Source organism: Pseudomonas japonica (genome assembly GCF_900188455.1).
Classification (GTDB): Bacteria; Pseudomonadota; Gammaproteobacteria; order Pseudomonadales; family Pseudomonadaceae; genus Aquipseudomonas; species Aquipseudomonas japonica.
In genome coordinates, this window is the sequence record NZ_FZOL01000028.1 from 34,987 (window position 1) to 60,386 (window position 25,400).

21 protein-coding genes and 1 pseudogene are annotated in these 25,400 nt (G+C 66.8%); 13 read left to right on the forward strand and 9 right to left on the reverse strand.

The window, feature by feature from the left end; all coding sequences use genetic code 11:
• The first annotated feature begins 44 nt into the window (after positions 1 to 44).
• Entirely contained in the window at positions 45 to 608 is a 564-nt protein-coding gene (locus tag CHB99_RS25755) for a TetR/AcrR family transcriptional regulator (RefSeq protein WP_042128701.1), read from the forward strand.
• 51 nt (positions 609 to 659) lie between these two features.
• Here the strand turns inward: CHB99_RS25755 and CHB99_RS25760 are convergent, their stop codons facing one another.
• A complete protein-coding gene (locus CHB99_RS25760) occupies positions 660 to 1,289 on the reverse strand; it encodes a LysE family translocator (protein ID WP_042128650.1) in 630 nt (209 codons plus the stop codon).
• 151 nt (positions 1,290 to 1,440) lie between these two features.
• Here CHB99_RS25760 and CHB99_RS25765 point away from each other — a divergent pair, with 151 nt between their 5' ends.
• The 3 genes from CHB99_RS25765 (at position 1,441) to CHB99_RS25775 (ending at position 6,169) form a co-directional block, all read left to right on the forward strand.
• Complete coding sequence (locus CHB99_RS25765) at positions 1,441 to 2,010, forward strand: eCIS core domain-containing protein (RefSeq protein ID WP_084702912.1); 570 nt, start codon at positions 1,441 to 1,443, stop codon at positions 2,008 to 2,010.
• Between the two features lie 288 nt (positions 2,011 to 2,298).
• Positions 2,299 to 2,913, forward strand: a complete 615-nt coding sequence (locus tag CHB99_RS25770; protein WP_042128648.1) for a response regulator transcription factor — start codon at positions 2,299 to 2,301, stop codon at positions 2,911 to 2,913.
• A 7-nt stretch (positions 2,914 to 2,920) separates the two neighbouring features.
• Positions 2,921 to 6,169, forward strand: coding sequence for a transporter substrate-binding domain-containing protein (locus CHB99_RS25775; RefSeq protein ID WP_042128646.1), 3,249 nt, complete (start codon positions 2,921 to 2,923; stop codon positions 6,167 to 6,169).
• A 194-nt stretch (positions 6,170 to 6,363) separates the two neighbouring features.
• Here the strand turns inward: CHB99_RS25775 and CHB99_RS25780 are convergent, their stop codons facing one another.
• Positions 6,364 to 6,609, reverse strand: coding sequence for a hypothetical protein (locus CHB99_RS25780; RefSeq protein ID WP_245655656.1), 246 nt, complete (start codon positions 6,607 to 6,609; stop codon positions 6,364 to 6,366).
• On the opposite strand from CHB99_RS25780, the gene CHB99_RS30230 reads away from it, so the two are divergent.
• Positions 6,583 to 6,852: a hypothetical protein gene (locus CHB99_RS30230; protein ID WP_245655655.1), complete on the forward strand. Its 270-nt coding sequence runs from the start codon at positions 6,583 to 6,585 to the stop codon at positions 6,850 to 6,852. The two genes, CHB99_RS25780 and CHB99_RS30230, sit on opposite strands and share 27 nt — an antisense overlap.
• Before the next feature lie 18 nt (positions 6,853 to 6,870).
• Positions 6,871 to 7,122 (forward strand): hypothetical protein, encoded by a 252-nt coding sequence (locus tag CHB99_RS30235; RefSeq protein ID WP_245655654.1) that lies wholly within the window; start codon positions 6,871 to 6,873, stop codon positions 7,120 to 7,122.
• A gap of 143 nt (positions 7,123 to 7,265) precedes the next feature.
• Here the strand turns inward: CHB99_RS30235 and CHB99_RS30720 are convergent, their stop codons facing one another.
• From CHB99_RS30720 to ilvA, 5 genes and pseudogenes are all read right to left on the reverse strand, one after another.
• On the reverse strand, positions 7,266 to 7,760 hold the full coding sequence (locus CHB99_RS30720; protein ID WP_428977851.1) for a methyl-accepting chemotaxis protein: 495 nt from the start codon (positions 7,758 to 7,760) through the stop codon (positions 7,266 to 7,268).
• A 42-nt stretch (positions 7,761 to 7,802) separates the two neighbouring features.
• Positions 7,803 to 8,585, reverse strand: a pseudogene (locus CHB99_RS30725) (PAS domain-containing protein); the annotation flags it as partial.
• Positions 8,586 to 8,678: 93 nt separating this feature from the next.
• Complete coding sequence (gene gntR / locus CHB99_RS25795; protein ID WP_042128642.1) at positions 8,679 to 9,698, reverse strand: HTH-type transcriptional regulator GntR; 1,020 nt, start codon at positions 9,696 to 9,698, stop codon at positions 8,679 to 8,681.
• A 265-nt stretch (positions 9,699 to 9,963) separates the two neighbouring features.
• Positions 9,964 to 11,112 (reverse strand): L-threonine dehydrogenase, encoded by a 1,149-nt coding sequence (gene yiaY, locus CHB99_RS25800; protein ID WP_042128640.1) that lies wholly within the window; start codon positions 11,110 to 11,112, stop codon positions 9,964 to 9,966.
• 79 nt (positions 11,113 to 11,191) lie between these two features.
• Positions 11,192 to 12,754 (reverse strand): threonine ammonia-lyase, biosynthetic, encoded by a 1,563-nt coding sequence (ilvA, locus tag CHB99_RS25805; protein ID WP_042128638.1) that lies wholly within the window; start codon positions 12,752 to 12,754, stop codon positions 11,192 to 11,194.
• A 355-nt stretch (positions 12,755 to 13,109) separates the two neighbouring features.
• Between ilvA and wecB the strand changes: the two genes are divergently transcribed.
• From wecB to CHB99_RS25830, 5 genes are read left to right on the forward strand one after another with little or no spacing between them, the layout of a single operon-like run.
• Entirely contained in the window at positions 13,110 to 14,264 is a 1,155-nt protein-coding gene (gene wecB, locus CHB99_RS25810) for a non-hydrolyzing UDP-N-acetylglucosamine 2-epimerase (RefSeq protein WP_042128636.1), read from the forward strand.
• Positions 14,261 to 16,435 (forward strand): cyclic di-3',5'-guanylate-activated glycosyltransferase NfrB, encoded by a 2,175-nt coding sequence (gene nfrB, locus CHB99_RS25815; protein ID WP_042128634.1) that lies wholly within the window; start codon positions 14,261 to 14,263, stop codon positions 16,433 to 16,435. Before wecB ends, nfrB begins: the two co-directional genes overlap by 4 nt.
• Entirely contained in the window at positions 16,432 to 19,581 is a 3,150-nt protein-coding gene (locus tag CHB99_RS25820; protein ID WP_042128632.1) for an NfrA family protein, read from the forward strand. Before nfrB ends, CHB99_RS25820 begins: the two co-directional genes overlap by 4 nt.
• Entirely contained in the window at positions 19,581 to 20,417 is an 837-nt protein-coding gene (locus tag CHB99_RS25825) for a DUF4434 domain-containing protein (RefSeq protein WP_042128630.1), read from the forward strand. The genes CHB99_RS25820 and CHB99_RS25825 overlap by 1 nt, the downstream gene beginning before the upstream one ends.
• Before the next feature lie 44 nt (positions 20,418 to 20,461).
• Positions 20,462 to 21,556 carry a GGDEF domain-containing protein gene (locus tag CHB99_RS25830; protein ID WP_042128628.1) on the forward strand — a complete coding sequence of 365 codons (1,095 nt, stop codon included), beginning with the start codon at positions 20,462 to 20,464 and terminating at the stop codon, positions 21,554 to 21,556.
• Between the two features lie 413 nt (positions 21,557 to 21,969).
• Here the strand turns inward: CHB99_RS25830 and paaX are convergent, their stop codons facing one another.
• Positions 21,970 to 22,893 carry a phenylacetic acid degradation operon negative regulatory protein PaaX gene (paaX, locus tag CHB99_RS25835; protein WP_042127489.1) on the reverse strand — a complete coding sequence of 308 codons (924 nt, stop codon included), beginning with the start codon at positions 22,891 to 22,893 and terminating at the stop codon, positions 21,970 to 21,972.
• Positions 22,894 to 22,968: 75 nt separating this feature from the next.
• Positions 22,969 to 23,568 (reverse strand): phenylacetic acid degradation protein PaaY, encoded by a 600-nt coding sequence (gene paaY, locus CHB99_RS25840; RefSeq protein WP_042127491.1) that lies wholly within the window; start codon positions 23,566 to 23,568, stop codon positions 22,969 to 22,971.
• A gap of 235 nt (positions 23,569 to 23,803) precedes the next feature.
• On the opposite strand from paaY, the gene paaF reads away from it, so the two are divergent.
• Together paaF and paaG are read left to right on the forward strand one after the other, a co-directional pair.
• The gene (gene paaF / locus CHB99_RS25845; protein ID WP_042127493.1) at positions 23,804 to 24,574 is read left to right on the forward strand and encodes a 2,3-dehydroadipyl-CoA hydratase PaaF; all 771 of its coding nucleotides are present in this window, start codon (positions 23,804 to 23,806) and stop codon (positions 24,572 to 24,574) included.
• Between the two features lie 31 nt (positions 24,575 to 24,605).
• Entirely contained in the window at positions 24,606 to 25,397 is a 792-nt protein-coding gene (paaG, locus tag CHB99_RS25850; protein ID WP_042127496.1) for a 2-(1,2-epoxy-1,2-dihydrophenyl)acetyl-CoA isomerase PaaG, read from the forward strand.
• Positions 25,398 to 25,400 lie beyond the last annotated feature (3 nt).

Genomic DNA, 25,400 nt, shown 5'->3' on the forward strand with positions numbered 1-25,400 from the left:
TATGATCCGCCCATTCGTCAAGCGTGGTCATCGAGGATTCGCAGGTGCGTTATTCCACCGAACACAAGGAACAGACCCGGCAGAAGCTGGTGCAGAGCAGCGGCGCCATCGCCAAGCAGGGAGGCTTTTCCGCCACCGGGGTGGCCGGGCTGATGAAGGCCATCGGCCTCACCGGCGGCGCCTTCTACAACCACTTTCCGTCGAAGGACGATCTGTTCAGCGAGATCGTGCGCCAGGAACTGTCCAACAGCTACATCAACCTGCGCGCGCAGTCCGGCGAACTGAACCGCGACAAGCTGCGCCACTGCCTGGACCAGTACCTGAGCCTGGCTCACCTGCACAACCCGCAAAGCGGCTGCGCGATCCCGACCCTGGGCGCGGAGATCGCCCGGGCCGATATCAGCGTGCGCGAGGAAGCCGAGCATTGGCTGAGTACCCTGCACCAGGCCTGGGCCACCACGCTGGAGGACGAGGCCCTGGCCTGGGCCATGCTCTGTCAATGCGTGGGGGCCTTGCTGGTGGCGCGGATGCTGGCGGGGGAAGACACCCGGCTGGCGGTGTTGCAGGCCAGCCGCGGTTTTCTGGAAAAGGCCATGGAACAGCCCTGACAGGCTGATGCCCGTCGATTGGCGCCGCCTGATGGCGCCATTGCACGACGATCAGTGCAGGTCGTTGCGTCGATACAGGCTCAGGCCCACCGCCAGCACCGCGAGCATGCCGGCGCAGCCGCGGTTGATCCACTGCATCACCCGCGCCGAGAACGCGCGCACGGCATGCCGGCCCCCGAGGGCATAGACGATCATCACCAGGCAATCCAGGGACGCGGTGACCAGCGCGAGGATCACGTACTGCTGCAGGACCGGCTGCTCGGGGCGGATGAACTGCGGCAGGAACGCCGAGAAGAACAGCAGCCCCTTGGGATTGGACAGGCCGACGATCAACGCGCGCAGGAAGGTCGAGCGGGCACTGACCGCAGCCGTCGTGCCACTGACCCCGAGGGCCTTGACCGGCGCGCGCCAGAGCACCACCGCCAGGTACAGCAGGTACGCCGCGCCGATCCATTTCACCAGGCTGAACAACTGCTCCGAAGCCTGCAGCAGCGCCCCCAGGCCACAGCCCACGGCGGCGATCAGGACCAGGTCGGAAAGCATCGCCCCGGCCATGCCGAAGCCGGCCACGCGCATGCCGTGGCTGGCACCATTGTTCAACGCCAGCAGCATGGCCGGGCCGGGGGTGATCATCACCGCGCTGGCGGCGATGATGTAAAGCAGAAGAGTCGAGGCGTCCATGACGGCTCCAGGCAGATCAAAGGGCGAAGGATGCCTGTGCGACCGATCCGCCTCAAGCCCTGAAAGAAATTGTCCGTCGCCGCCAACCAAACCGCGAAATACCGGTCAAACTGCGCATTCCCCGCTTTTCCGCCTCGTCGGCAGGAGTTTCATGGTTATCCGCGCTATTTCCACGGGTTCGCTGTGCCTGGCCCTGCTCGTCGCTACGCCGCTGCATGCCGAGAACACGCCACCCAGCGGCGGCGAGGACCTGTTCAGCCTGCTGAACGACGTCGCGCGCATGGCCTCCTCCGGCCTGGCCAATTGGCTCAAGCTGTCGCGGGACAGCGCGGTGAGCGCCGGGGTCGCGCCGATCCCGCTGAACATCCGCGTGCAACTGGAGCCGTGGTACGACTTCCAGGTCCTCGACGCCGCGCGCTACCAGGTCGGCAATGCGCAGCAGCTGGATGCCGCCAGCGCCTTCCTGCAGAACCCCGACGTCGCCGCGGTGACCCTCATCGACGTGATCGTCTTTCGCAACGCCGAGGACGCCCGCGACAACGTCGCCCTCTGGGCCCATGAGCTCAAGCATGTGCAGCAGTACCAGCAATGGGGCGTGGAAGATTTCGCCACGCGCTACACGCGCAACTACGAGGCGGTGGAAGCACCGGCCTATGCGATCCAGGCTCAGGTCGCGAAAGCCCTGCGTCTGGCACCCGGCGGTACCCTGGCGAGCCACTGAGCCAGGACTTTCCTACACCCGACTAAACACATCCTTCAACCCATTTCCTATCCGGGTGTCAGGCAAGCGCCCGGCATCCAGCATTCCGGGTGCTCCGCGCTGTTGCAACACCTCGGGCAAGCGCTGTAGGACTTTTCATCTAATCAACCCGAATTGTTCCACAGCTCTATACTCCTCGTACTCATCGAACCTGATTCGACGTATCGTGAGCGGCCCGTCCAGAGCGGCGGTCGCCCCTCCTGAGTGACTCGGGAACCCTCAATTCCTGATGCAGGAGTTTCACACGCAATGAACAAGATCCTGATCGTCGACGATCACCCCACCGTCCGTTTTGCCACCCGCCTGTTGCTGGAGCGCGAAGGCTACGACGTGATCGGCGAAGCCCACGACGGTGTGAGCGCGGTCGCCATGTGCCAGGACGATCCTCCCGAGGTGGTGATCCTCGACCTCGGCCTGCCGCGCCTCGACGGCCTCAGCGTCCTGGAACGCCTGCGCGCGCTGAATCCCGCCCCGCGCATCATGGTCTTCACCGGCCTGCCGCCACGCTTGTTCGCCAAGCGCTGCATCGAGGCCGGGGCCTCGGCCTTCGTGCGCAAGGACGAAGACCTGCAGATCCTCGTCGGCGCCCTCAAGGCCGTGCTCAGCGGCTACTCCTACCTGCCCGATGCCCTGCGCGTGTCGTCGCGCTCGCACTCCGAGACCGACCGCCTGGACCGCCTGTCCAACCGTGAATTCGAAGTGATGCGGCAACTGGCCAAGGGCGCGAGCAACAACGAGATCGCCGAAGCGATGATCCTCAGCTCCAAGACCATCAGCACCTACAAGACCCGCATCATGGACAAGCTGCAGGTGCAATCGCTGGCGGAACTGCTCGATCTGGCCAATCGCCACGAAATGATCTGAAGCCAGCATGAACCTCCATCTGCTCGCCGCCTGCGGCATCGGCGGCCTGCTTCTGCTGAGCGCGCCCGCCCCCGGCACGGCGCAGGAAGCTGCCCGCCGCGAGCTGCTCGGGCGCTCCCTGAGCAGCAGCGCGCCGCCGGCCCTGAGCCACGCCGACCGACGCTGGCTGGAGCACAGGAAAGTCCTGCGCCTGGGCACCTCCGCGCCGGATTACCCGCCGTTCGACATCAATGTCAGCCAGCACGACTACGAGGGCCTGAGCGCCGACTACGCCGGGCTGATCGGCGAGCAGTTGAAGATCGCCGTGGAGGTGCGCCACTACCCCAGCCGCGGCCAGGCGATCCAGGCCCTGCAACGGGGCGAGATCGACCTGCTGGGCAGCGCCAACGGTTACGAAGGCGCCAATACCGAACTGCTGCTGAGCCTGCCCTACGCCGATGACCAGGCGATCGTCGCCACGCCGCTGGGCAAGCCACGCCACCCGGACGACGACCTGGCCGGTGCGCGCCTGGCGATGGTCGATCATTACCTGCCGGTGGAGCGCATCCGCCAGGCCTATCCGCGGGCCACCCTGCAGCTCTACGCCTCGAGCATGGCCGCCCTGTCCGCCCTGACCCAGGGAGACGCCGACGCCTTCATCGGCGACGCCATCAGTTCCGACTACCTGATCGGCAATCACTACCGCGACAGCGTGCAGATCGCCTGGTACGTCAAAGCCCTGCGCTCCTCCTTCAGCTTCGCACTGGAACACGACAACACCACCCTGTTGCGGGTCGTCGACCAGGCGCTGGCGAGCCTCTCGGAAAGCGACCGGATCAATGTCGCCAGGCGCTGGAGCAGTGGCCTGAACAGCCCGCTGCTCAATCGCGGGGTGCTGGACCTGAACGCCGCGGAACAAGCCTGGATCCGCCAGCATCCCGAAGTGCGGGTGGTGATCAACAAATACTTCGCGCCGTTGACCTTCCTCGACGACAAGCAGCAGTTTCGCGGTATCACCGCCGACCTGCTGGAGCAGATCAGCCTGCGCACCGGCCTGCAGTTCCAGATCATCGAAGCCGACAGCGTGGCGCGGATGATCCACCTGGTGGAAAGCGGCGAGGCCGAGCTGATCGGCGCCCTGCCCTACGGCGGCGAACGGGCGCGCACCCTGGACTTCACCCGCCCCTACCTGACCACGCCGCGGGTGCTGGTCACCTCGACCCACCCGCAGGCGCCGGACACCGCCGAGGCGCTGAAGGGCAAGCGCCTGGCGCTGATCCGCGGCACACCGTTCAGCGACACCCTGCGCCGCGAACACCCCGGCATCGAGCTGGTCGAGGTGGATGACCCGCTGGCTCTCATGGAATACGTCGCCCAGGGTCGCGCCGACGCGGCGATCAGCTCACAGATCAACGCCGCCTATTTCATCAGCCGCCTGTTCAAGGACCGCCTGCGCATCGCCGCGCTGCTCGACGACAGCCCGGCCACGGCGGCCTTCGCCACCGCCCGCGGCAACGACGTCCTGCACGCCATCCTCGACAAGACCCTGCTGAGCATCGAACCGGATGAAATGACCCAGCTCGCCAATCGCTGGCGCACCAACGCGCTGATCAGCGACAACCCGTGGCGCAACTACCGCGGGCTGGTCCTGCAGATTCTCCTGGTCGCCGGCCTGGCGATTGCCGCGGTGGTCCTGTGGAACCGCTACCTGCGCCGTCTGATCGGCCAGCGCGAGACGGCGGAACAGGCCCTGCAGCGCCAGCTGAAGATCAGCGAGGGCCTGCTGGACGAGCTGCGCCAGGCCAAGGAGCAGGCCGACAGCGCCAACCACGCCAAGAGCAGCTTTCTCGCCACCATGAGCCATGAGATCCGCACGCCGATGAACGCGGTGATCGGCCTGCTGGAGCTGGCCCTGAAAGACGCCGCGCAGGGTCGGGTCGACCAGCCGTCGTTGCAGGTGGCATTCGATTCGGCCAGCGGCCTGCTGGAGTTGATCGGCGATGTGCTGGATATCGCCCGTATCGAGTCCGGGCACATGGCCCTGGCCCCGCAGCCGACCGACCTGCATGCGCTGATCCGCGGCACCGCCCAGGTGTTCGAGAGCAGCGCCCGCCTCAAGGGCCTGGCGCTGCGCCTGGAACTGCCCGCGCCGACCCGGCCGCTGGCGGTGGACCCGCTGCGCCTGCGCCAGGTGCTGGCGAACCTGCTGAGCAATGCGTTGAAGTTCACCGAACTGGGTGAGGTGCGCGTCAGCCTGCGCCTGGAAGCAGAGGGCGATGGCGCGCGGCTCGAACTGAGCGTGGACGACAGCGGCATCGGCATCAGCGCGGCGGACCAGGCGCGCCTGTTCAGCCCCTTCGTCCAGGCCGGGCAACAGACGCCGCGCCAGGGCACCGGGCTGGGCCTGGTGATCAGCCGGACCCTGTGCGAGCTGATGGGCGGCGCCCTGCGCCTGCGCAGCGAACCGGGGCACGGCACCCGCGCCACGGTGTCCCTGCACCTGCCCTGGGCCGGCAGTCTGCCGGCCACGCCGCCCGACGCCGCGGAAACGCCGGCCAACACCGCCAGCCTGAAAATCCTCGTGGTGGACGACTACCCGGCCAACCTGATGCTGCTGGACAAGCAACTGGTCCTGCTCGGGCACCGCGTCAGCCAGGCCGGCGATGGGGCCGCTGCCCTGCAGCTATGGCGTGATGGCGATTTCGACGTGCTGATCACCGACTGCAACATGCCGGGCATGGACGGCCATGAACTGACCCGTGCGGTGCGTACCGAAGAAACCGGCGAACGGCGGCGCTGCCTGATTCTCGGCCTGACCGCCAATGCCCAGGCCGAGGAGCGCGAGCGCTGCCTGGCGTCGGGGATGGACGATTGCCTGTTCAAGCCGATCGGGCTGGGCGCGCTGCGCAGCCACCTGGGCGGGCTGGCGGTGGCCAGCAGCGATGACAGCGGCTTCGACCTCAACGAACTGCGTCATCTGACCCGGGACGATCCCCGGATGGTCGAACGTCTGCTGGCACAACTGGCCGAGAGCACCGAAGAAGACCTCGCCTCCCTGCGCGCACTGGGGCCAGCGTCGCCGCGACCGGCGCTGAAGGCCCTGGCCCATCGGATTCGCGGGGGAATGAAGATGCTCAAGGCGCGGGGCCTGGTGGCGCACTGCGATGCGCTGGAGCAAGGGTGTGCGGGGAATGTTGGGGACCAGGAGTTGCAGGTGCTGAAGGCGCGGCTGGAAAAGAGTCTGGAGCAATTGCTCAAGCGCCTGGAACTGCGCTGACCTATGAACGTGCTGTCGGTGGCGCTGACTACGAACACGAAAAACGCGTAGGAGCGAGGCTTGCCCGCGAAAGGACCGCATAGCGGTCCCATCTTTGAGCTACCCGAACTTGGGACCGCTTTGCGGTCCTTTCGCGGGCAAGCCTCGCTCCTACAGGTCTTTCGCGGCATGGGTATCTACAGCCAGCCACACACCTACCGAGTAGTGGGCAAGCGCACCAGCGACCACCCCGTCTCCGGCTCCGACAAGGTCAGGCGGATCTCGTCCAGTTGCAGGGTATTGAGCAAGGTCGCCACCAGATCCCCAACCATCCAGTTCGCCGTGTTCGAAGCAATTACCCGGCCGTCCGCCGACAGCAGCACCGCCTCGTGATCCAGCTTCATCAGGCTGCGCACCAGCAGGCGCTCCAGGTTGTGCAGCGACAGATCCAGCCCGGCCACGCCAATGAAGCGCCCCTGGACCAGGATCGGGTTGGCTACAGCGGTGACGAGTTGGGCGTGCTGCTCTCGGTGCAGTCGGTGGTCGGCCTGATCGGCCCGCTGCTGGCGGCCATGATCGGCAAGCGCTTCGGCATGAGCACGCCGGTGATCCTCGCGGGACTGCTGACCGGCGCGACCAGCCTCAGCTATGTGCTGGGCGAGCACTCGAAGACGATGTACACGGCGGGTGTGATGACCATCTGAATCACCTACTTCTATGCCTTGAGCTACCTGACCGGACTGGCGGCGGAGCTGGACCGCGAGGGTCGCGTGGTGGCGGCGGCCGGCAGCTTCCTCAGCCTGGGCCTGGCGGTGGGGCCGGCGATTTCCGGTGGCCTGATTTCCTTGGGTGGGTTCACCCTCGCGGCCTGGGGCATCGCGGTGACGGTGGTGCTGACCCTGGCGCTGGTGAGCGTACCGCTGGCGCGGATTCGTCGGGAGCATGTGGTGGCGCAGTTGGCCGCCGCAGTCTGATTACGGGCATGAGAACCCCGTAGGAGCGTGGCTTGCCCGCGAAGGACCGCAAAGCGGTCCCCAATGGAAAGGCAGTTTGGGACCGCTTTGCGGTCCTTCGCGGGCAAGCCACGCTCCTACGGGCCAATTCAAAAGCAACTTGATCAGTGCAGTTGCAGGGTCGAGTTGATCTGACTGATCGCATCCACCACATGCCGTGACCCCTGCTGGATCTCCAGGATCACCTCCCCCGCCTCGTTCGCCAGTTCCACCCCCAACCCGGTACGGCTCAGGCTGGATTGCATGCTGGCCACCGCACTCAGCGACAGGTCATGGTTCTGCCGCACCACCTCGACGATCTCCAGGGTCGCCTTGCTGGTGCGCGCCGCGAGGTTGCGCACTTCCTCGGCGACCACGGCGAAACCACGCCCGTGCTCGCCGGCCCGCGCCGCTTCGATCGCCGCGTTGAGCGCCAGCAGATTGGTCTGGTCGGCAATCCCGCGGATGGTCAGGACGATCTGCCCGATCAGCTCCGACTGACGGTTCACCGCATCGATGCTGCGCGCCGCCGCATTCAGGTCGTTGGAAATCTCCTCGATCACATGCACAGTCTGCTGCACCACCTCCGAGCCCTTGCGCGCGCAGGCGTCGTTCTGCACCGAGGTGGCATGGGCGGCCTCGGCGGCGGATTGCTGGGTGCTGACCTGGTGCGTGATGTCGCTGGCGAACTTGACCACCTTGTACAGGCGGCCCTTGGTGTCGAAGATCGGGTTGTACGACGCTTCCAGATAGACCATCTGCCCCAGCTTGTTGACGCGTTCGAACCGGTGCGAGTGGTATTCGCCACGGTTGAGCGAGGCCCAGAACGCCTTGTACGCCGGCGATTCGCTTTCGCTCTTGTGGCAGAACAGGCTGTGATGCTGGCCGACCACCTCGTCGAGGCGATAGCGCATGGTGTTGAGGAAGTTGTCGTTGGCGGTGATCACCCGCCCTTCCGGGGTGAATTCGATCACCGCCATGGAGCGGCCGATGGCGTTGAGCAGGCAGTCGGCCTCATGTTCGTGAATCACCCGCAGGGAGATATCGCTGGCCACCTTGATGATGCTGCTGACCACGCCATTGCCGCCGAACACCGGCATGTAGCTGGCTTCCAGCCAGATGTCCTCGTGCTTGCGGTTGAGCCGCAGAAAGGTGCCGCTACGCGGCTGCCCCTGGCCCAGGTCACGCCAGAGCTGGCGGTATTCCTCGGTCTTGGTATAGGCCTCCTCGCAGAAGATCCGGTGGTGCTGGCCGCGGATTTCGTCGAGTTTGTAGCCCATGGCGTTGCAAAAATGCTCGTTAGCGTCGAGTACTACTCCATCGGGGCTGAATTCGATCATGGCCATGGAACGGCTGATCGCTGCCAGTTTCGCGTTGGCTTCAGCCAGCGCCCGATTACACCGCTCGATTTCTGCCAGATCCGATTTGCGATGGGAGTCGAACATGGTTACGCACACTCCATTGGCGGAATTGTGCTCAGCATAGATGCGGCAAGGCGTCTAGCAAGCCATCTGCCACCACCATTTATCGGCTGATCTTCAACTGCTTTCGCGGACCATCAGTTCGAACCCCAGATCCCGCGACGCGCTCTGCCCGCGCCTGCCGTCGAGCAGATCGAGCAGGGCCTGCGCCGCGTGGTGACCGACGGCGGCCAGCCGCGTGCGGATCGAGGTCAGGCGCGGAACCGTGTGCGCCGAGGCCGGCAGGTCGTTGAAACCGACCATGGCCACCTGCTGCGGTACCCGGATGCCCTGGCGCTGGGCCTGGAAGATGGCGCCGTGGGCCAGGTCGTCGTTGCAGAAGAAGATCCCGTCGAGATCGCCATGGCGCGCCAGCAACTGGCTGAACAGCTCGCCGCCGAGGCCGATGGCGGACGGTTGCGGCACCATCAGTTCCAGGTCGGGGTCATGCAGCCCGGCTTCGCTCAAGGCCCGGCGAAAGCCCGCGGCGCGCTGCAGCACGCGCTGATCCAACTGCGCGGCGATGAAACCGAGGCGGCGTCGGCCGCGTTCGAGCAGGTGGCGGGCCGCGGCGTAACCGGCATCCTCCTGGGAGAAGCCGACGCAGACGCTGCCGTCGTGGTTGTCCAGCTCCATCATGTGTACCCGCGGTACGCCGCTGGCGGCGAGCATCCGCCGGGCGCCGTCGCTGCGCTCCAGGCCGGTGAGCAGCAGACCGCGGGGCTGACAGGCCAGGTAACTGCGAATCAGGTTCTCTTCCACCGCGGGATCGTAGTGGTAGTTGCCGATCAGCACTTCCAGGCCGCGCGGGCGCAGGACATCGTGGATGGCGTCGAGGGTCTCGACGAACAACTGGTTGGACAGCGAGGGGATCAGCACTACCACCGACTGGCTCTGCGCCGAGGCCAGGGCGCGGGCGGCGGGATTGGCGACATAGCCCAGTTCGGCGGCGGCGGCCTTGACCCGGGTCACCAGGTCCGGCGCCACCGTGGCCACGCCACGCAGGGCGCGGGACACGGTGATCGGCGAGACGCCGCAAAGCCGGGCGACTTCGGCGAGAGTGGGACGTCCAGTGGTACGGGAGCCAGTGCGGGTCATGGGATCTCGGGTGGGGCGGGAAACCGGCTAGGTTAGTGGCGCGCCCCCAGACTGGCAACTTGCGAATGACTGGACGGTCACCCTCCCCCGGCCCGCCCCCCCCGTAGGAGCGAGGCTTGCCCGCGAAGGACCGCACAGCGGTCCCAAACCCGGATGACAGGGATCCTGCTGATCCACGGTGGTGCCTGGGTTGGGACCGCTGTGCGGTCCTTCGCGGGCAAGCCGCGCTCCTACGGGGAGGGCGTGAGGCGTCCAGCCATCTGTGCTAGAACGCCGCCTTGAACACCGCCTCGATCTCCACTTGGCTGGCCGGGCGTGGATTGGTCAGGCCGCAGGCATCCTTCAGGGCATTGGCCGCGAGGATCGGCACGTCCTCGACCTTGGCCCCGAGCACCGCGAGCCCTTGCGGAATCTCGATATCCCGACTCAACGCCTCGATCGCCGCGATGGCCGCGCAGGCGCCCTGCTGGGCATCCAGCTCACGGATCTCCACCCCCAGCGCCCCCGCCACGTCCCGCAGGCGCGCCGCGCAGACCTTGGCATTGAAACGCTGCACATGGGGCAGCAGCACCGCGTTGCACACTCCGTGCGGCAGGTCATAGAAACCGCCGAGCTGGTGCGCCATGGCATGCACGTAGCCCAGCGAGGCGTTGTTGAACGCCATCCCCGCCAGGAACTGGGCATAGGCCATGGCCTCCCGCGCCTGCAGGTCATTGCCGTCGGCCACGGCCTGGCGCAGGTTGGCGCTGATCAATTCGATGGCCTTCAAGGCGCAGGCATCGGTGATCGGCGTCGCCGCGGTGGAGACATAGGCCTCCACCGCATGGGTCAGCGCGTCCATGCCCGTGGCCGCGGTCAGCGACTTCGGCATGCCGACCATCAGCGCCGGGTCATTCACCGAGAGGATCGGCGTGACGTTGCGGTCGACGATGGCCATTTTCACGTGGCGCGCTTCGTCGGTGATGATGCAGAACCGGGTCATTTCGCTGGCGGTGCCGGCAGTGGTGTTGATCGCCACCAGCGGCAACTGCGGCCTGGCCGAACGGTCCACGCCCTCGTAGTCGGCGATCTTGCCGCCATTGGTGGCGCACAGGGCGATGCCCTTGGCGCAGTCATGGGGCGAGCCGCCGCCGAGGGAAATCACGAAGTCGCACTGCTCGCGCCGCAACATCGCCAGGCCCTGCTCGACGTTGGCGATGCTCGGGTTCGCCTTGGCCCCGTCGAACACCCGCGAATCGATGTCGCGCACCGCCAGTTGCTCGGCGATCCGCTCGGCCACGCCGGCCTTGGCCAGGCCTGTGTCGGTGACGATCAGCGCCTTGCGAAAACCGTGGCCGACGATGGCATTCAGCGCTTCTTCCAGGCAATCGATGCCCATGATGTTCACGGCGGGGATGAAAAACGTGCTGCTCATGGCGGGTACCTCATCTGGCGTGTCTCGATACCCTCAGCATCCGCCGCCCATGGGCAGCCCGTGTTGATCCAGGGCAAGCTCAGCCGAGGAACAGGCGATAGGCCGGATTGTCGGTCTCGTCCCAGTAGCGATAGCCCATGGCATCCAGCAGGCCCGGCAGGTCGGCGCGTTCGTCCGCCGGCACTTCCAGGGCGGCGAACACCCGGGCATCGGCGGCGCCGTGGTTGCGGTAGTGGAACAGGCTGATGTTCCAGCGCTTGCCCAGGCTCTCCAGGAAGCCCAGCAGCGCCCCCGGCCGCTCGGGGAACTCGAAGCGCAGCACGCGCTCTTCGGCACCCGGCCCGGCATGGCCGCCGACGGTGTGGCGGATATGCAGCTTGGCCAGTTCGTTGTCGGTCAGGTCGAGCACTTCGTAGCCCTGCTCGCGCAGGCTGGCCAGCAGCGCGTCGCGCGGATCGGTGACGGGATGGGTCTGCACGCCGACGAACAGCCGCGCTTCCTTGCCCGGGTAGTAGCGGTAGTTGAACTCGGTGATCTGACGACGGCCGAGGGCCTGGCAGAAGGCACGGAAACTGCCCGGACGCTCGGGGATGGTCACCGCGATCACCGCCTCGCGCTGCTCGCCCAGCTCGGCGCGCTCGGCGACATGGCGCAGGCGGTCGAAGTTGACGTTGGCCCCGGAATCGATCGCCACCAGGGTCTGCCCGCTCACCCCGCGGGCGGCCACGTACTTCTTGATCCCGGCCACGGCCAGGGCGCCGGACGGCTCGGTGATGGAACGGGTGTCGTCGTAGATGTCCTTGATCGCCGCGCACAGTTCGTCGCTGCTGACGGTGATCACTTCATCGACGTAGTGCCGGCAGATCTCGAAGCAATGCGCGCCGATCTGCGCCACCGCCACGCCGTCGGCGAAGGTGCCGACCTGCGGCAGGACCACACGCTCGCCCGCGGCCAGGGCCGCCTGCAGGCAGTTGGAATCCTGCGGTTCGACGCCGATCACCTTGACCTCCGGACGCAGGTATTTGACATACGCGGCGATCCCCGAGATCAGCCCGCCGCCGCCCACCGGCACGAAGATCGCATCCAGCGCCCCCGGTTGCTGGCGGAGGATTTCCATGGCCACGGTGCCCTGCCCGGCGATCACGTCCTGGTCGTCGAACGGCGGAACGAAGGTGGCGCCGTCGCGCTGCGCCAGTTGCAGGGCATGGGCCAGGGCGCGGGGGAAGGCATCGCCGTGCAGCACCGCGTGACCGCCACGGGAGCGCACGCCCTCGACCTTCAGCGCCGGCGTGGTCTCGGGCATGACGATGGTGGCCTTGATCCCCAGTTCGCGGGCGGCCAGGGCGACACCCTGGGCGTGGTTACCGGCGGACGCGGTGATCACGCCGCGCGCGCGCTGCTCGGCGGTCAGCTGGCTGAGGCGGTTGTAGGCACCGCGGATCTTGAAGGAGAAGGTCGGCTGCAGGTCTTCACGCTTGAGCAGCACGTTGTTGCCCAGTTGCGCCGACAGCGCGCGGGCCGCTTGCAGCGGGGTTTCAATGGCCAGGTCGTACACCGGTGCGGACAGAATCCGGCGCACGTAGTCCGACAGCAGGTTGGGTGCGCTGACAGGTGCGGTGGGGCATGCGGTGAGGCTGGTCATCGGTAACTCCTGGTTTTTTCAAAAAGCCCAGGAGTCGAGAGAAAGAACCCGCCTCCAGGGCGGGTTCGGTGCAAGTGCCAGCTAGCCCGCCAATCCGATAATGGCGGTAATAATGCTGCTGGTCGGCAAATGCGGGAAGGTATTCATGGGGGTCGAAACTAGCGAAACGTTTTTGCCAAGTCAACGACTGATTCAAAAAGTTGCTGCGACAGGTGTCGCAAAGCCCCCGACACTGCACCAAAAAAGCCCAGCCCTGATTGGACAAGGGTTGAGTCCGCTGCTTGTATCTAGTTCCTGCACCCATGCACCCCGCGTATGACTCACTCAACTGAGAGACCGGACCATGAGCGAAGGAATGTCCTGCAAAGTCATGATGGTGTTCGGCACCCGCCCGGAAGCGATCAAGATGGCCCCGCTGGCCCGGGTGTTGCGCGAGTGGCCCGGGATCGAGCTGAACATCTGCTCCACCGGCCAGCACCGGGAAATGCTCCAGCAAGTCCTGCACGACTTCGGCCTGAAGGTCGACGAAGACCTGGAGGTGATGACCCAGAACCAGACCCTCAACGGTCTCTCGCAACAGTTGCTCACGCATATCGACGCCGCCTACGAACGTTTCCAACCACGCATCGTCCTGGTCCATGGCGACACCACCACCAGCTTCATCGCCGCCCTCGCCGCCTTCAACCGGCAGATCGCCATCGCCCATGTCGAAGCCGGCCTGCGCACCGGCAACCTGCGCCAGCCCTGGCCGGAGGAAGCCAACCGGCGCCTGACCGGGGTCATCGCCGACCTGCATTTCCCGCCGACCCGGGATTCGCGCGACAACCTGCTGCGCGAGGGCGTGCCCCTGGAACACATGGAAGTCACCGGCAACACGGTGATCGATGCCCTGCTGTGGATGCGCGAGGACCTCAAGCGCAGTCGCTGGCAGCCCGCCGCCGACTCGCCGCTGGCCGCCCTGCGCGACGATCAGCGGCTGATCCTGATCACCGGGCACCGACGGGAAAACTTCGGCCCGGGCTTCGAGCGCATCTGCCTGGCCCTGGCCGAACTGGCCCTGCGTTACCCCGATGTGCAGTTCGTCTACCCGGTCCACCTCAACCCGCAGGTGCAGAAGGCGGTGTACTCGGTGCTGTCGCACCAGCCCAACATCCACCTGATCGCACCGCAGGACTACCGGCATTTCGTCTGGCTGATGGACCGCGCCTACCTGATCCTCACCGACTCCGGCGGCGTCCAGGAAGAAGCCCCGGCCCTGGGCAAACCGGTACTGGTGCTGCGCAAGGTCACCGAGCGCCCGGCGGTGCTGGCGGGCGGCACGGTGATGCTGGTCGGTACCCTGACCGAACGCATCGTCAGGGAGACCAGCCACCTGCTGGATGATCCCGCGACCTACACGCGCATGAGCCAGGTGTTCTTCCCGGTCGGCGACGGCCACGCCAGCCAGCGCATCGCCGAGCGCCTGCAGCGCTGGCTGGAGGAAAGCAGCGACGGGCACGCGGCCTCATGAGTCTGTTCTGGGTCGATGTCCTCACCTACATCCTGTTCGGTCTGAAGTGGCTGGCGATCGTTCTCGCCAGCCTGATGTTCCTCCTCGGCCTCGATGACCTGTTCATCGACATCGTCTACTGGGGACGCAAGCTGATTCGCCTGTTTCGCATCTACGACAAGCACGAGCGGGCCGACGAGAAACGCCTGTTCGAGGTCAAGGAAAAACCCCTGGCGATCATGGTCCCGGCCTGGAACGAGGTCGGCGTGGTCGGCGAGATGGCGCGCCTGGCGGCCTCGACCCTGGACTACGAGAACTACCAGATCTTCGTCGGCACCTACCCCAACGACCCGCAGACCCAGGCCGACGTCGACGCCGTGTGCCTGCACTACCCCAACGTGCACAAGGTGGTCTGCGCCCGCCCCGGCCCGACCAGCAAGGCCGACTGCCTGAACAATGTGATCGACGCGATCCTGCGCTTCGAACGTGACGCGCGCATCGAATTCGCCGGCTTCATCCTGCATGACGCCGAAGACGTGATCTCGCCCATGGAGCTGCGCCTGTACAACTACCTGCTGCCGAACAAGGACATGATCCAGATCCCGGTCTACCCCTTCGCCCCCGAGTGGCAGGGCTTCACCGCCGGGCACTATGTCGACGAGTTCGCCGAGAACCACGGCAAGGACGTCATCGTCCGCGAGGCCCTGACCGGCCAGGTGCCCAGCGCCGGGGTCGGCACCTGCTTCAGTCGGCGCGCCATCGGCGCCCTGCTGGAAGACGGCGACGGCATCGCCTTCGACGTGCAGAGCCTGACCGAGGACTACGACATCGGCTTTCGCCTGAAGCAGAAAGGTATGAAGTGCATCTTCGCCCGCTACTCCATCAGCGACCCGCAACTGGCCCTGCCGCAGACCTGGGTGCCGGGCATGAGCCGGGCCTTCTCCCAGGTGATCTGCGTGCGCGAGCACTTCCCGCGCGACTGGCAGCACGCGATCCGGCAGAAGTCGCGGTGGATCGTCGGCATCGTCTTCCAGGGCACCCGCAACCTCGGCTGGAGCCGCACGGGCGCGCTGAACTACTTCCTCTGGCGTGATCGCCGCGGGCTGTTCGCCTACCTGCTGAGCTTCCTGGTCAACCTGCTGCTCCTGGTGCTGCTGAGCATGTGGCTGATCACCCTGGTCTTCCCCGAGGCCTGGCGCTTCCCGTCGATCCTCTCCGACAGCGTCCTGCTCAGCACCCTGCTCTGGCTCAACGGTTTTCTCCTGCTCAACCGGCTGTTCCAGCGCGGCTGGTTCGTCACCCGCTACTACGGGATCTTCCAGGGCCTGCTGTCGGCGCCACGGATGATGTGGAGCAACTTCGTCAACTTCTTCGCCAACGTCCGCGCCCTGCGCCAGGTCCTGGAAATGGGCGACTCGCGGCGCGTGGCCTGGGACAAGACCACCCATGAGTTCCCCGCCCTCGCGGCGCCGGCGCGCACGCCGCTGGGTCATCGCCTGGTCGAAAAAGGCCTGCTCAGCGAGGAGCAGTTGCAGGCGGCGATCACCGCGCCGGAACGCCGCCGCCTGGGGCGCGAGCTGCTGGTCCGCGGGCTGATCGACAGCGAACAGCTGGTGCAGACGCTGTCCGAACAGCTGGATATCCCCTGGGCGCCACTGAACCCGTTCCAGATCGATGCCCACCTGATCGCCCAGTTGCCGCGCCGGCTTGCCGTGCACTACGGCGTGCTGCCGGTGGCCGAGGACGGCGCGACCCTGGTGCTGGCCAGCGAAAGCCCGGTCAGCCAGGTGTCGCTGGGGGCCATCGCCCGCCAGCTCAAGCGCCCGGTCAGTTGCCGCCTGGCGCCGCAGGGACGGGTCACCCTGGGCCTGCGCTACAACTACCCGAGCCCCTGGCAGAAGGAGGAAACCCGGCAGATGCTCGCGGTCCTCGAACGCCACCAGGACGACGCCGAGCTGATCGAGCGGGTCAGCCATCACCAGGTCCTGCTCGGCACGCTCCTGCAGACCCGCGGCATGGTCCCCGCCACCCTGTTCAACCAGGTGATGATCGACTTCCATCCGGAGCAGACCAGCCTCGGCGACTACCTGATCGAACGCGGCATCATCAGCGAGCAGGTGCTGGAAGACGCCCTGGCCGAACAGGCCGCGGAACAGCAGGCGGCCCATCGCATCATCCAGGAGGTGGCATGAGCACGCGCCTGCCCCTGGCCGCCACCGGCCTGTTGCTGTGCCTGTCCGGCCTGCAGGCCGCCGCCGCGCCGATGACCGATTTCGAGCGTTTTCGCAGCTATCCGTACATGGATCGCAGCTACCGCGAGGCGAAGAAGGACAACTGGGCCGAAGTGGAGCGCCTGACCCGCTACCTGCTCGAACGGGTACCCAACAACGACGAGGCCCGCAGCCTGCTGATCCAGGCCCTGGCCCATCAGGGGCGCTACCGGGACGCCGAGAAAATGGCCGAGGCGCAAGGCAAGGACAGCGCCGCGCTGCTCGAACTGCGCCTGACCCGAATCGAGCAGGATCCGCCCGACGCCGCGGTGGTCGAACGCTGGATGAACGAAAGCCAGATCAACCCGCGCATTCGCCTGCGCCAGGCCTACAGCCTGAGCCTGGGCACGCACTACGGACCGCAGCGGGCGCTGGACTGGCTGAACCAGTTGCGTCCGGGGCTCGACGACAACATCCTGCGCCAGTCCCGGGCGACCTGGGCGGAACAGGTCGGCGACTGGGACGAGACGGTGCGGCAACTGGCGCCGCTGGCCAGCCGCGGGCAGCTCGGCGACGACGACTGGCAGCGCCTGGCCAATGCCTACGTGCAACGGCTCGACGATGCGCCCCTGCGGGCCCTGCTCAAGCAGGCCCCCTCCGAGCAGGCCGCGCGCCAGACGCGCCTGGCCATGGTCGACCGCGCCGTCGCCATGGGCCATGAACAACAGGCCCGGCGCTGGCTGCAAAGCCTGCCGCAAGACGATCGCGAGCAACCGCAGCACCGCGAGCAACTGCTGGAGCTGGCCCGCCAGAGCGAGGACGGCGCGCTGGTCCGGGAACTCAGCAACGACCTGGGCAAGTCCTGCCTGGAAACCGCCGAATGGCTCTCGCGCAACGCCCCGGAGCACGCCCTGGAGCAGTTGCGCCAGTGCCGCGCCGAGGACGATCCGCAGACCTGGCTGGTGCTCGCCCAGCGCCTGCATGCCGCCGACCTGCTGCAACAGCAGCGCCTGCCGCAGCCCTGGGACAGTCAGCGCCAGCAACGGCTGCTGGACGTCTGGCGCGAAGAAGGCCGGAACGACCAGGTCATGGCCTGGCTCGCCAGCCAGCCGCAGACCCCGGCGGTCCTCCAGCAGCGTGCCGAGCTGCTGCAGAGCAGCGGCCGCGACAGCGATGCCAGCGCGGCCTGGGAACGCCTGTACCGCCAGACCGGCAGCCTGACCGCGCTGGACCAGGCCAGCTACCTGATGCTCAAGGGCGGACGCGACGATGCTGCCCGCGGCCTGTTGGAACAAGCCTACGACCGCCATCAGGGACGTCTTTCCGCGCCCTTGCTGCAGCGCCTGGCCGGGCTCTACAGCCAGAACGGCGCACCGCTGGACGCCCGGCGCATCAGCGGCCTGATTCCGCGGGTCGATGCCGCCAGCCGCGCCCTGCTGCTCGCCCGTCTCGCCGAGGCGGGACACTGTGATGCCGTGCGCGCGGCGATCCCCGGCGAACCGCGCGAGGTCGGCCAGTTGCGCGCCCTCGGCCGTTGCGCCATGCCCGAGCGTCCGGGCGAAGCGGTGGTCTACTACCAGGCCGCCGAGCGCCGTGGCGATCGCGGCAGCCGACTGCCCCTGGCCTATGCCCTGGAAGCCGCCGGCGACTCCCGCGGCGCCACACAGATCTTCGACAGCCTGTCCGCCAGCGAATGGACCGCCAACGCCCGCCTCACCGCCGCCCGCAGCGCGCTGAACGCCGGCAATGGCGAGCGTGCCGAACAGCACTGGCAGGCCGCCGACCATCCCGGCGCCGACGACTGGGCTCTCGGCGCCAGCATCGCCCAACGCCGCGGCGACCTGCCCGCCGCGCTGGAACGCCAGCGCCAGGCCCTGCAGCGCCAGCCCCGCGCCGAGCACTACTACGACGCCTCGATCCTCGCCCAGCGCAACGGCGACCTCGCGCAAAGCGACGCCTGGCTGGCCGAGGCCGTGCGCCTGGCGCCGGACCATCCACGCTATCGCGCCGACTACGGCATGCGCCTGGCCGGGTCCGGGGACAAGGCCCAGCGCCGCCAGTCCATCCCCCTGCTGCAGCGCGCGACCCGGGACTTCCCCGAGGACTATCGTCTCGGCGAAACCCTGGCCTGGCGCTACGCCGAAGTGGAAGACAGCGCCGCCGCGCGCCAGGAACTGCGCCGGGTGCTCGACGTGGAACAGGACCTGGTGGATGGCGACGACGAATACGGCAGCCTCGAAGCCCGCAAGTACCGCCAGCGCCGCGCCCACGAAGCGCTGTCGCGGCGCGACACGGTGACCCTGGCCAGCACCTGGTCGCCGGCCGGCACCTCGACCAACGACAATTTGCGCAACGACAGCACCGACCCCAAACGCCGCGCCCGCTCGCAGAACGTGCAGTTGGCGATGTGGGACCACGCCCTCGGCGAGGAACCCAGTCGCAACGGCAGCACCCTGTCGGTATACGGCCGCGTGCTGTTCGGCGGCAGCGGGCGCAGCGACTATGCACAGAGCATGGGCACCGGCGTCGGCCTGCGCTACAAGCCACTGGGCCAGGCCAATCTCAACCTGTACGCCGAGCTGTATCACCAGCGCCAGATCGACGACGCGCACTACGACGGCCTGCGCCTCGGCCAATTACTCAGCCCGGCCAGGGTGGGCGGCAACTGGCGCGACCTACGCAGCCATGCCGAGAGCAGCAACGACCTGCTGCTGCGGGCCACGGCGTCGTTCTTCGATCAGGGCGACTACCGCGCCGACTGGCGCGTCGACGAGGACGACTGGGACGAGCGCTTCCTCTACCTGGATGCCGCCTGGTGGACCCGCGCCGGCGATCACCAGTGGCTGTCGCGGTATCAGCAGGGCCACACCTGGAAGCTGCACACCCGCTCGCCGCAGACCGTCATGCCCTACGGCTTCGTCGAGTTCGGCAGCCAGGATCCGAGCAACGACTGGCGCCAGGACCTGCGCGCCGGCGTCGGCCTGCGCTGGCAGTGGTGGTTCGATGACGATCGCTACAACGCTTATCGTGGCTCGCTCAAGGTGCGTACCGAGTACCAGCAGTCCCTGGGCGGCAATCTTTACGAGCGCGCCAATGGCGTGCTGCTGGGCGTGGAGCTGACCTTCTGATGCGCCGAATCCTGCTCGTGCTGCTGTTCGTCTGCCTGCCGGCCGTTGCCGACCAGCGCGTCATCTATCAACCACTGAACCGCGACGCCGTGCTCAGCACCGAACAATGGCGTCAGTTGTGGGCGGACACCGTGCGCAATGGCGGGCGCACCCTGATCGTGCAGTGGACCCGCTACGGCGACGAGCGCTTCGGCGGTGCCGACGGCTGGCTGGCCAGCAGCCTGCGCCTGGCTCACGAACAGGGGCTGGAACTGGTGCTCGGACTGCACCTGGACAGCGCCTACTACACCCGCATCGACGAGTTGGACAGCACTGGCCTGGCGGCCTACTGGAAGGTCCAGCTGGGCGAGTCCCTGGCCCAGCAGCGCGAGGTGCGCACCTGGCAGCTGCCGGTGGCGGGCTGGTATCTGCCGATGGAGCTGGATGACGTGCATTTCCAGGGTGAGGACCGGCGTGAGGCGCTGTTCACCCAGTTGCAGGAGTTCAACCGCAAGCTGGATGCGCCGTTGCACCTGAGCGCGTTCAGCGCCGGCAGGCTGGCGCCGGGGGTGCAGGCGAACTGGTTCGGACAACTGGCCGGGCTGAAGCTGATGTTGTGGTGGCAGGACGGTGCGGGCACCGGGCGGCTGCCGGCCCTGGTGCGGCAGCAGTATGCGGCGGCGTTGCCGTGCGAGGTGGGCATCATCCGCGAGGCGTTTCGTCAGGTCAGTGGCGACGGCGAGCCGTTTCGGGCGGAGCCGGCGAATCCGGGGACCGGGGCGGGTTGTCATGCCGAGGCGGTATTCGCGTTGAACTACCGGCCGTGGGCGAAGGTATTGCCAAGCGCACCCCATTAGCAGCCCTGCACAGACCGCGTCGATCCGCCAATTCTGGACATAGCATGTACAAAACCATCGAAGCCCAGGTACGCCAGCACATCCCTTCCCCCGCCGTGCGCGCCGAGTTCCGCCAGCACGACTTCGAGCACCTGCGCGGCTTCTGCATCCTGATCTTCTGCCTGAGCATCGCCATCTGGGTGATCTTCGACCTGCTGGTGAGCTTCGTCGGCAGCCAGGGCTTCACCTGGCGCTCGGTGGCGCTGCTGGCGCTCATGGGCATTCTCACCGTGGTCCTGCTGTTTGTGCGCAATGCCGGACAGTTCAGCCTGCTCAACCTGCTGTTCGTCAGCCTCATGGCCTTCGCCGTGCGCCTGGTGGTGGACGGCACCCCGGAGGACTTCCAGGCCGGCTGGCTGATCATGGCCGCATCGAGCATCCTCTACTCCATTTCGGTGCTGCCGGTGCGGCGCTGGTCGTTCTTCGCCTCGGCCCTGATCACCTGGCTGCTGCTCAATCCGTTCCAGGCCGAAGGCACCGAGCCCTTCGACCTGCGCGGCTTCATGATCATCAGCTACGCCGCCTTCATCACCGGCCTGACCTTCCACAGCTACGTGGTGCTGCGCCAGGCCAAGCTGCAGAACTTCCACATGTCGCGCCTGCTGCTGGACCAGGCCTATATCGACGTACTCACCGAAATCCCCAACCGCCGCTCCTTCGTCGCCCAGGCCGAACGCCACCTGAACGACGCCAGCCAGGGCCCGGGCGGCTACCTGGCGATGATCGACGTGGACAACTTCAAGAAGGTCAACGACCAGTTCGGCCATGACAGCGGCGACGTGGTGCTCAAGCGCATCGCCGCCAACATCAAGGCGAGCATGGGCGAGTTCGTCTATGCGCGACTGGGTGGCGAGGAGTTCGTCATCTACCTGTGGGGCCTGGACCAGGCCGCCACCGAGGCGCGGGTCGCGGCGTTGTGCGCGCTGGTGCGGGAATCGCCGGGCGAACACCCGGTCACGGTGAGCATCGGCCTGACCCGCATGGACCGGGGCGACAGCCTGAGCAACGCCCTCGCCCGCGCCGACGCCGCGCTGTATGACGCCAAGCATGCGGGGAAGGACCGTTATGTGTTGTGGCGTGAGTCGGTTTCGGTGGTTTGAAACTGCACTGAGGCTGCGAGGTGCCTGTCTTGGGTCTTGCAGCGCCTATGAGATCGAGTGCCGCCCGCGCGGCGCATCGCGGATGAATCCGCTCCAACATTTGTTGCAACGTACCTATGCCTGACAGGCCATGGTTGTTCGCCTTGTCGGCACGACGCGATACCGAGCCGAACCCAACAGCCTCCCGCGATGCATCGCCGAAAAAACAAAGGCTGACAACTCAAATCCAACAGGCCATGGCACGTTGCAAAAAATGTGGGAGCGGATTTATCCGCGATGCGCCGTGCGGACGGCGCTCGAACTTGAGGGCGCTGGAAGAGCATCGTCATGCACAGCGATGCGCCGCGCGGGCGGCGCTCGATTTCGAGAGCGCTGCAACTCCCAAGACAGGCACCAGCAAGCCCTCACGCAATCTAGACCAGCCCACCAAACCGCCTGTAGAACGCCTCCCCCGCCTCCGGCAACGGACCATCGGCAGTCTCCATCGCCGCCTCCAACCACTGCTCGGCAGCCCCATGGATCAACCGATAGATATTGCGGCACAGCTGCCGCGCCGCGCGCCCTTCCCAGTCCCCCGGCAGCAGTTCGTCCGGCAGTTGCGGATCGCGCAGCAGCAGCTTGCGGTACTCATGGATCAGCAGCACCCGGGCAAGGAAGCAGGCCTTGGGATCGAGGTTGTCCTGCTCCTTGAGGCTCTGCCACAACGGCCGGAACAACTGGATGAACTCGCTGTAGTGCGCGGCCAGTTCGTCGATCTTCCAGCTCTCGCGCACCTGCATGCGCAGCGCCTTGGACGCCAGCACGTCCTGGGTGGTGGTTTCGAAGAGGATGGTTTCCTCCTGCACGCCAAGGTCCTGCAAGGTCGCGTTGACGTCGGCGCGCTCGTAGCGCGGGCAACCCAGCACGCCCGGGGAAATGGCGCCGAAGCCCTGCCATTCCAGTTCCTCGCGGACTTCCTTGCGTTTGTCCTGGGGCACCTGGGTCAGCATCGCCAGGCACCAGGAGCCGTCCCAGGCCGGCGGGTTGGTCGCATAGACCCGCTTGAAGGCTTTCTCGAAACGCCGCCGGCCAGTGCCGGTCAGGCTGTAGTAGCTGCGCCGGCCGACCTTCTCGGCGGTCAGCCAGTTCTCCTTGGTCAGGCGGAAGATCGAGGTACGGATCAGCCGCTCGTTGATGCCCATGGGCTCCAGCAACTGGATCAGGCTGCCCAGCCATACCGTGCCGCCACGGGGTTCGATGGCATCGCCATAGAGGGTGATGATCAGGGAGCTGGCGCGAATCGGGGTCTGCTGCTGGAAACGGTCGATCAGGTGGTCCAGCGGGGTGAGGGACGACATAGGCGTTCCGGTCGCAAAAGGAAGGAATATACCCGTGCGCCCGCGGCATGACCATGCTCCGGGCGCTGCGGCGGTTCAGGCGCCGCCCGGGACTTTCGGACGCACCGCGTCGTCGCGATAGCGCCCGCGATCCGCCTCGATCTCGCTCAGCGGCGCGCATTCGCGCATGGTTTCCAGGCAGCGCCGGGTCAGTTGCTGGTAGGCACGGGTGCCGGTCTGTTTCCAGCTCACTTCGTCATCGCTCAGGCGCCGGGTGACCCTGGCCGGCGAGCCCAGCACCAGCGACTGCTCCTCGCAGTGGAAGCCGGCCTTGACCAGCGCCCCGGCGGAAACGATGCAGCGCGGGGCGATGCGGGCATTGTCCAGCACCACCGCGTTCATCCCGATCAACGCGTCCTCGCCGACCCGGCAGCCATGCAGCACCGCGCCATGGCCGACATGCCCGTTGCGCTCGACCACCGTGTCGCTGGCCGGAAAACCGTGCATGACGCAGGTGTCCTGCAGGTTGGCGCCCTCCTCCAGGACGATCCGCCCGAAGTCGCCGCGCAACGCCGCCAGCGGCCCGACATAGCAATGCGGGCCGACGATCACATCACCGATCAGCACCGCCGAGGGGTGCACGTAGGCCGTGGGATGAACCACCGGAGTCAGGCCGTCGATACTGTAGCAAGTCATGGCATTTTTCCTCGAAAACGATACGTAACAGGCAGATCATCTAAACAGATGAAATCCTTGATAAGCCAAGGAATAACGTGGATCCGCCAATATTTCAATCGATCATTAGACACGTTTTTCTTTTTCATTGTTGTTTTTCTGTATCGTATTATGCCTATACTTTGGCGAAACGGCCATCGAGCCCGTCCAACAAAAACGCAGGCCTGGAGCCCGCGCGCCTTGCGAGGAAGTCGTCATGCCGCACACCCTTGTGCTGCAGGAGCATCAGGCCGTAAGCCTGATCACCCTGCATCGTCCACACGCACTGAACGCCCTCACCAGCGAACTCCTCGGCGAGCTGGCCGCCGAACTGCAGCGCTGCGCCGCCGACCCGCGGGTCCGCGCCGTGGTCATCACCGGCAGCCGCAAGGCCTTCGCCGCCGGCGCCGACCTCAACGAAATGGCCGAACGCGACCTGGTCGGCATGCTCGACGACCCCCGCCAGGCCCACTGGCAGCAGATCACCCAGTTCCCGAAACCGCTGATCGCCGCGGTCAACGGCTACGCGCTCGGCGGAGGCTGCGAACTGGCGATGCACGCCGACATCCTCATCGCCGGCGAGGACGCCCGCTTCGGCCAGCCGGAAATCAACCTGGGGATCATGCCCGGCGCCGGCGGCACCCAGCGCCTGCTGCGGGCGGTTGGCAAGTCGCTGGCGATGCAGATGGTCCTTTCCGGCGAGGCCATCGATGCCCGCCGCGCGCTGGATGCCGGCCTGATCAGCGAGATCACGCCGCCGGAACTGACCGTCGAACGCGCCCTGCAGATCGCCCAGCGCATCGCCGCCAAGGCGCCGCTGGCGGTACGCCTGGCCAAGGAAGCGCTGCTCAAGGCCCAGGATGTCGATCTGGCCAGCGGCCTGCGCTTCGAGCGCCACGCTTTCACCCTGCTGGCCGGCACCGCCGACCGCGACGAGGGCATCCGTGCCTTCCAGGACAAACGCCAAGCCGAATTCCAGGGCCGTTGAGCCCGCCTACCCCTACGCCGAGAGCAGCCTCATGAGCTTCCAGCACATCCTGTTTTCCATCGAAGCCGGGGTCGCCACCCTGAGCTTCAACCGTCCCGAGCAACTGAACAGCTTCAATACCCTGATGCACCAAGAGGTGCGCGAGGCGCTGAAAACGGTGCAGAACAGCGCCGAAGTGCGCGTCCTCCTGCTCACCGGCGAAGGCCGCGGCTTCTGCGCCGGTCAGGACCTCAGCGACCGCAATGTCGCCCCGGGGGCGGAAATGCCCGACCTGGGCCTGTCCATCGAGCGCTTCTACAACCCGCTGGTGCGCACCCTGCGCGAGCTGCCGATGCCGGTGATCTGCGCGGTGAACGGCGTGGCCGCCGGGGCCGGGGCGAACATTCCGCTGGCCTGCGACCTGGTTCTGGCCGCCCGCTCCGCGAGCTTCATCCAGGCTTTCTGCCGGATCGGCCTGATCCCCGACTCGGCGGGCACCTGGGCGCTGCCGCGCCTGGTGGGCATGGCCCGGGCCAAGGCGCTGACCCTGCTCGGCGAGCGCCTGAGCGCCGAGCAGGCCCTGGAATGGGGGCTGATCTACCGCGTGGTGGACGACGCCGAACTGCGCGACCAGGCCATCGCCCTGGCCCGCCAGCTGGCCACGCAGCCCACCTACGGCCTGGGCCTGATCAAGCGCAGCCTGCATGCCAGCCTGGACAACAGCTTCGAGCAGCAACTGAACCTGGAGCGCGACCTGCAGCGCCTGGCCGGACGCAGCGAGGACTACCGCGAGGGCGTCGCCGCCTTCATGGAAAAACGCACGCCGGCGTTCAAGGGGTACTGAGGC